At 36.9% G+C, this 6,051-nt stretch carries 5 protein-coding genes; all 5 read right to left on the bottom strand.

What is annotated here, in order from left to right:
- A partial coding sequence (locus tag ENL20_01830; protein HHE37297.1) for a hypothetical protein occupies window positions 1-988 on the bottom strand: 988 nt, incomplete at its 3' end.
- A gap of 183 nt (window positions 989-1,171) precedes the next feature.
- On the bottom strand, window positions 1,172-2,050 hold the full coding sequence (locus ENL20_01835) for an RNA methyltransferase (GenBank protein HHE37298.1): 879 nt from the start codon (window positions 2,048-2,050) through the stop codon (window positions 1,172-1,174).
- Window positions 2,051-2,399: 349 nt separating this feature from the next.
- Complete coding sequence (locus ENL20_01840) at window positions 2,400-3,731, bottom strand: TldD/PmbA family protein (GenBank protein HHE37299.1); 1,332 nt, start codon at window positions 3,729-3,731, stop codon at window positions 2,400-2,402.
- The gene (locus tag ENL20_01845; GenBank protein HHE37300.1) at window positions 3,731-5,110 is read right to left on the bottom strand and encodes a TldD/PmbA family protein; all 1,380 of its coding nucleotides are present in this window, start codon (window positions 5,108-5,110) and stop codon (window positions 3,731-3,733) included. The genes ENL20_01840 and ENL20_01845 overlap by 1 nt, the downstream gene beginning before the upstream one ends.
- A 311-nt stretch (window positions 5,111-5,421) precedes the next feature.
- On the bottom strand, window positions 5,422-6,051 hold a 630-nt coding region (locus ENL20_01850), incomplete at its 5' end, for a leucyl aminopeptidase (protein ID HHE37301.1).

The raw sequence follows: 6,051 nt of genomic DNA on the forward strand, positions 1-6,051 counted from the left end.
CACCGAGAGCAAAAACAGAAGTTTTTCCAAAAGATCCGGAAAACTTAGCACCATATTTCGGAACAACTATTTGGCGAGTGTGAAAGATGTTGATATCGGTTTGAAAAGGATTAGTTTCTTCGATAAAAAAAGGTCGCTTTTCCGGATAGTAGATTGGATATCGTAAATTCACTTCGACATTCAATCCATCGGCTTCGATAATGTTAAAATCCGGATTGAAAGTAACAGTCATTGTCAGGTTGGAATTAGGTTCGTAAAATATATTCAGTTCCGTTTCAAAATCTTTTTCGAAATTTAAAATATCCTGATAATTTCCAAGAGAATCTGCAAAACTAATTTTTCCTTCGGAATATGTGCCGATTGCGGAAGGAATAATCTTCAAATTCTGGTTTGTTGGAAGTTCCTCGAATTTGAAAATACCGTAATTATCAAAGAAATTTCCACCACCTCTTCTTACTGGAAAGCTCGTTATTTCTTCAGGTCCATCCGGAATATGTCTTTTAATGAATCCTCCCCAACTCACATTTTTACCGCTTTTGTATTTAATACTTTCCAGGGGAAGTGCCATTTCCAAAATATATCCGAAATCAGTGATCGAGCCATGGGAAAGATAATAGAGATCGATAGAAGGATCAATATCACTCAAAACAATTCCGTCAGCCTGTTCTCCATTCGCATTACAACCGATATAATATGCTTTGTCATTGGATAAGAATGTATCAAAGAAAAAGAAAACACGATCTGTTGTATAGATTTTATCCCGACTACAATGAAAATTTCGAATCCTTTGGGGATTTTCGTAATAACATTTAGCCAGACAGTATATATTCTGGAAATCATAAGCCAGATAGACCTCTGTTTTCTCAGAAGGCTGGGAATTGTCTCCAGGTGAAATTTGTAAGAAATTGTCCCATTTAACAGCATTCTGCCATTCGTTTTCAGAGATTTTCCCATCGATGATCGGTGGATTTTCCAACTTCGGGATCACCAGTTCTTCTTGAAAATGATAGAAATATTAGAATTATTTGTCGCATTTTTTACCTCACTTTTATCCTCTTTTGGAGCGAGTTACTGATAATAGCACATTTTTGAAAAATGTGAATATTAATTCTTAATCTCTATTCTCACAGAATACAATTCTGTACTACATTCGCAAACAGAAATGTTTGAGCTACATTCTTTGACAGTTTATCTCATACAAAACAATCGATGCAGCACATCCGACATTGAGCGAAGAAGCAACACCATAAATCGGAATTTTTACTACTTGATGACACATCTGACGATAATTATTACTGATCCCGGATTTTTCATTTCCAATGATCAGAATTGTAGCTTTTGGATACTTTACCTTATTTATATATTCTTCTGTCTTCGCACTTGTACCAATGATTTGAAAATCCAGGTTTTCATCGTTTAATCTATCAAATAATAATTGAAGATCTTTATGAGATTCCTTAACAAATATCGGAAGTCTAAAAAAAGAACCAACACTTGCTCTGATAGTGATCGGATCATAGAGATCGACCCTGTGACCTGTGATTATCAACGCATCGACTTTAAATGAATTGCAAGATCTGATAACCGTTCCTAAATTTCCGGGATTAGAAGGTCTATCAAAAATAACGATCAGTAAATCCTGTTTTATCTTGATCTCATCTAAACTTTTCTCGGGAATTCTGCCGATTGCAATCAATTCCGAAGCATCTTCTTTATCGCTTATTTTTCGCATCAAGTCGGAAGTTAATTCATAATGAAATTCTGCTTTTGAATTACGAAGGATATTCTTTGCCCAACTCGATAAAGAATTGAAATCCGAAAAAAGAAAACTCTCGATCTGCCAACTATTCTGCAAAGCCAGGTCGATTGAGTTCACGCCTTCGATAAAGAATTTTCTGAATTTATACCGCTTATACCTGTTTCGTTTAAGCACTTCAAAATGTTGATAATCGCTGTTCTCTACTGTTATTTTTATTGCTTTTTTCATTGTAGTTTTGGAGTATAATAACTTGTTATTAATAACTGTGTTACTGCTAAACAACGAAGTCATTTCCTTGTTGAAATAACACGGCTATTTTCTTCATATTGTATCTCAATCAATCCTGATTGTGTCGTGTAGTTCGGAACTTGCTCCGAGACAATTTTTTCCTATTATCGTAAACCGAACAAGTTCGGTTCTACCTTCCTCAAACAGGATTGTTTGAGTTACTATTAACCCTGAAAAAGTTTATAAGTATTCTCTTCCTGCTTTACTTTTTCAACGGTTCTTTGCTACTGATGAATTCCAACCATTGAAAAGGATAAGTGAGAGAATTTCTCTGGTAGAATCCGTTTTCAAGGTTTTACCCTGTCTGATCTTTTCAACCATTGCGAAGGTTTTCAACCATTCGCAAGTTTTGTTATACCGGACTTACAGAAAGCGAAGTTTTCAATCCTGCATCCTCTCCTTTACCGGAAACTGTCAATCCATCAAATTTGATCCAGGGATAAAGGTGATATCCGGAATTTACTCTTTCGGATGAGATTTGCGTGATGTTTTTAAGCATCTCTACTAAATTTCCGGAAACCATTGTTTCGCTGATCGGATATTTTATTTCTCCATTTTCAATATAATAACTGTTCTTGGCAACTCCGCTGAAATCACCATTATCGCTCGGATTTCCACCGCTGAAACGACAGAGCAGAATTCCTTTTTCCGTTGACTTGATGATCTCATCATAGGAAACATCTCCCGGTTCGATAATGTAGCATCCCCCTTGATTCACTGCTTTGGGAAGCCCTGTTTTCTTCGAGCCGTAAAGTCCAAGCAGGAAAGTTTTCAAAACTCCTTTATCAATAATTGTGCTGTTTTGTGTTTCATAACCATCGGAAGTTACAAAATAATTGCTTACAAGTTCTTCCGATAAAGGTTTGGAATGGAGTGTTAATCTACTGTCCGCGATCACTTCATCCAATTTATCTTTGTAAACCGATGTTTTCGTAATGAGAGGATAGTCATACAGATATCCTGTGATACTGCCGATAATATCATCCATACAATCCGGAGTTACGATCACATTTCCGACAAACTTTTCCGGGATTGGATGTGTTTCGGTCTGCTCTGAAGATTGTTTCATCAGCCTGTCGAATGAAGCCAGATCTTTGAAAGGTTTATCCAAATCTTTTGTGAGAGAAACAGCATAATTGAAGGAAGAAGTTTTCTTACCTTTTTTAGTAGTGAACATCGCTACAAAAGTGTAAAGATTATTTTTACTGGTAAAATCAACTCCATTGGAATTTATAAAGCAACTGCTTCTTTTCGTAAAATCAAAAATGACTTCTTCCAGTATCGTATCGGGATAAGTCTCTTTTGTATATTCTACAAATTCGGTCATTCTGAAATACATTTTATCAAGATCGGGATTTTCTGGTCCGGAAGAAAATTCTTTCACAGGTTGTTTCTCGGAAATATCGTTTGCTTTATCCGGTTGAGAAGATTCTGCAAGTTCGATAACTTGTTTTACAGCTACATCGATAGATTTTTTATCCAGACTGTTGATCGTAGTCGATCCCTTTTTATTTTTGAGAATACCCGTCAAAGTCAAATTATTATCGAATGTTGTTCTGAACAATTTAACTTCACCGGCAGCAACATTAAGTTCATCCTTTTCGTTTTCTTGGAGGGAACATTGAACTTTTTCTGCTCCTGCTTTGAGCAATGATTCTTGTGCATATTTTAATATATTTTCCATTATTTACCTCCGATATTAATTTTACATTTGACTGCAGGTCCGCCCATTCCAACCGGAATCAGCTGCTTTTTCCCGCACATTCCACCGCAACCCCAAACCATATCATCAGAAACCATTGTAACTGTTTTAAGCACATCAAATGCAACTCCGTTGATGGTCGTATCCTTGATCGCTTTTCCAAGTTTTCCATTCTTGATTTCGTAACCCTGCACAATCCCAAACATAAATTCACTGGTCGAATCTGCTTGTCCATTGGAAGATTTCATCAAATAATAACCATTTTCGATAGATGCAATCATATCTTCAAGTTTGCTTTTCCCGGGTAATATCGCAGTATTTCTCATCCTCACAAGCGGTTCATCATAGAAACCGTAAGCTCTTGCATTTCCGGTCAATTCCATATTGAAATGATCAGCATATTCTTTGTTGTTCATATATTTTTTAAGGACACCATTCTCAATGATAACAGCATCTTCTCCTTTTGTTCCTTCATCGTCGATAAAAAGCGGAACCGGGCATAATTTTCCATCATAATGATTGGCAAAATCCACGAGAGTAACCATCTCTGATGCAACTTTCTGATTGAGAAAATCTCCAGCTACAGAACCGCCCTTAACGATGTCCGCTTCAGTTGTATGACCAATCGCTTCATGCGCCAGAATCCCGGCTAGATCAGCATCGAGAATACAATCGTGAACTCCGGTTTCCGCATAAACTCCTTCCGATTTTTTAATTAGATGTTCATACTGTTCATCCAGTTTGGGAAACAATTCTTTTGGATCTTCGAAGTTGTCCTCGAACTGACCGAATCCACCATAAACTTCATAAAGTTCGTAAGGTTGACCATCTTTCTCAACTGTCATCGTCACATAACTGATCGTGCGCGGAATCATCGAATAGGAAGTTGAACCATCGGAAGTGAGCAGCGATTTTTCCATATCGAGACAAGCGACAACCACCGTTCTGGAAGTTAGTTTTGTAAATTTTTCCTTGATATACTCATCGATCTTCTGCATAAATTCGATCATCTCTTTCTGCGATTTTTTCGGTTTGGTTGTTGTAAAATCATTTTCCGAATTTGCTATTCGGTTGGGAAGTTCGGTTTTTTTTCTTTTTTCTTTTGAACTGAGAAAGATTGCATTTTTAGTTGCTGATTCGATCACTTGTTTGATCGTCTCTTCATCAAGTTCCGGATTGGATGCAAAACCCCAGAATCCGTCCTTGTAAACACGCGCAGAAATCCCACCGACAGCGGTTCTGCTGTTACTCATAATGTCACCATTGACCATTGTGATTCGAATATTTCGATTTTCCTGAACACGCAGTTCAGTGTATTCGGTGAAATATTTCGAATACTGTTTTAAGTCTTTTAGAATCATAGTTCTATCTCCTTTCAGTTTAATTTTTCTTTAACCGCGAATAAATGCGAATTTTCGCTAATAAAAACTTGAGTTAATCTGAATTCAGTAGGTCTTGACTAAGTTGGCAAGTAACACATTTTTGTAAAATGTGATAATCCACAGAATGCAATTCTGTGCTACATTCGGTTTCGACTCTTTTCATTTAATCTCTTTTTAACCTATGTTATTAACTTTTAAAAAGTTTATGTTTCGAACCATTGAAAAGGACAAGTGTAAGAATTCCTCTGTCAGAATCCATTTTCAAGGTTTCCCGCAATCGTAATTTCGAGTTACTTCTCAAATTCATCCAGCGGTACATTCAATTCTTCCGTGCCGGGAACGACAAATCTGCCGTCTCTGATAATATCGATTTTCTTCCCATCTTTCGTAATCGCAGAAATGAAATCCAGATCTTCATACGGAAGTGTGATATCTGTGTGACAGTTCGTGTATGCCTGCTGTATATCGGTTTTCCGCAGAGCACTTTTTTCATTTTCACGAGCCGTAATTTCTTTATTATCGATAGGATTATAGACTTTGAAATCTTCTTCCCAACTGAAGCAGGTGTCACCAATAGCGAAATGCGGTCCCATTTTCTCAACGATCAAAACAGGAAGGATCGGGAGAATATCAAATTTTTTTGCCATTACATACGCTTGCGTGTTCGTTCCGATGGCGAATTCTCCAATCGGTAAAGTCTTATGCGGGAAGAGAAGATTTTCCTGGATGTATTTTTTGTTTTTTTCATCATCATCATAATTCTGACAATCATAATCGGAAACATAGCCATCTTTGAAGGTCAGTTTTAGATCTGTAAATTTCAGCTTTTTCAGAAATGTTTCTTTCAAGTGCAGAACTCCGTTTGTTCCCTTCAGTTGCGGTGAAGTGAAAACTTCTCCCACCGGAATATTCACATCTGC

This window comes from Candidatus Cloacimonadota bacterium, from assembly GCA_011372345.1.
In the GTDB taxonomy this organism is placed as follows: domain Bacteria; phylum Cloacimonadota; class Cloacimonadia; order Cloacimonadales; family TCS61; genus DRTC01.

Coding starts and splice junctions, on each gene's coding strand:
- ENL20_01835 (HHE37298.1), bottom strand. CDS start 2,050: ATGACTTCGTTGTTTAGCAGTAACACAGTTATTAATAACAAGTTATTA.
- ENL20_01840 (HHE37299.1), bottom strand. CDS start 3,731: ATGGAAAATATATTAAAATATGCACAAGAATCATTGCTCAAAGCAGGA.
- ENL20_01845 (HHE37300.1), bottom strand. CDS start 5,110: ATGATTCTAAAAGACTTAAAACAGTATTCGAAATATTTCACCGAATAC.